We start from the raw sequence: 1,372 nt of genomic DNA, 5'->3' as shown, positions 1-1,372 counted from the left end.
GTTCCGAAGTCTCATCCGGGTCCAATGCCAGTGCCTGATGGCCGCAGCCGCCCAGAACATCAAGAAGATCGCAATGGCCCTCACCAAGGCCAGCCAACCGAGCCCCGCATAAGCAGAGGGAATCTGAACGGCCCGTTCAAAACATCCAGTCAACCTCGAAACTCAACACAAAATAAAACCCCGCCAAAAAATGACGGGGTTTGTCAGCGGTCTGAGGCCCCCGAGGGGGCCTTTTGCATTTGCATCTCGTTTCATCGACAGGCCTTGGAGGCCTACGGTTCGCAGCCGGTCTCAGGCCTTGTACGTCTCGACGGCGCCGGGAAGCTTGCTCCACTCACCGTACCAGCTGTTGAACAGCTTGAATTGCGCCTCGACATAGCCGCGCTGGCTTTCGGACAAGACATCGCTCTCGTTGAAATGCAGCGTATATTCCGCGTCCCCCTGCAGCACCATCATGTGCTTGAAATAGAGCACCAGATCCGGACCCTCGTCGAAGGACGACAGAACGGCCAGCGCCTGCTCGAGCTCCAGCGCCCGCTGGCGCGCATCGGCATCGCCGGTCGCGGCGGCCTGGGCAAGCTTGCACAGATGGATGACTTCCTTCGGCAGCACGTTGCCGATGCCGGTGATGGCGCCCGTCGCACCGCAATTGACGAAGCCGTGGAACACGGCCGTATCGACGCCGATCATCAGCGAGACCTCGTCATCGCGGCTRGTGATGTTCTCGGCCGCATAGCGCATGTCGGCCGGACCGCCGAACTCCTTGAAGCCGACGAGATTGGCATGCTCGGCTCTGAGCGCGAAGAACAGGTCGGCACGCGTGGCAAAGCCATAATAGGGGCTGTTGTAGATGACGGCCGGCAGATCGGGTGCCGCCGACAGGATCGCCTTGAAATGCGCCTTCTGGGCCGCGATCACCGAACCGCGCGACAGAACGCGGGGGATGACCATCAGGCCCTTGGCGCCGACCTTCTGGGCGTGSGCCGCATGGGCAACGGCCGAGGCCGTGTTGACGGCGCCGGTGCCGACGATGACCGGGATGCCCGCCTTGACCAGGCGCTCGACGCCTTCCATGCGCTGGGCATCGGTCAAAAGCGGCCAGTCCCCCATCGAGCCGCAATAGACCACCGCCGACATGCCCGCGGCGATCAGTTCCTTGCCCTTCTTGACCAGGGCATCGAAATCGGGGCTGCGATCGGCCTTGCACGGGGTCATCAGGGCCGGGATCACGCCGGAGAAAATGCTGGATGTCATCTGTCTATCCTCTTGGCTGCAAGTGCATCGGCAACGATGTCCAGCCGCATTCCCGGCCGCACGTCACCCTGTCTCAGCATCCATACATCTTTGTATTCAATTTGTCGACAAGAAATAT

The 1,372-nt window shown here is 61.3% G+C and carries 1 protein-coding gene; it reads right to left on the bottom strand.

From position 1 onward, the window contains the following. Positions 1 to 291 precede the first annotated feature (291 nt). Complete coding sequence (locus tag QD409_RS35330; protein WP_430765023.1) at positions 292 to 1,254, bottom strand: dihydrodipicolinate synthase family protein; 963 nt, start codon at positions 1,252 to 1,254, stop codon at positions 292 to 294. Positions 1,255 to 1,372: the final 118 nt, after the last annotated feature.

The sequence above is a fragment of the Rhizobium sp. BR 315 genome (assembly GCF_050577975.1).
GTDB lineage: Bacteria > Pseudomonadota > Alphaproteobacteria > Rhizobiales > Rhizobiaceae > Rhizobium > Rhizobium miluonense.
Note: the sequence above shows the minus strand (reverse complement) of the source record. Positions and strands in the feature narration are given on the sequence as shown.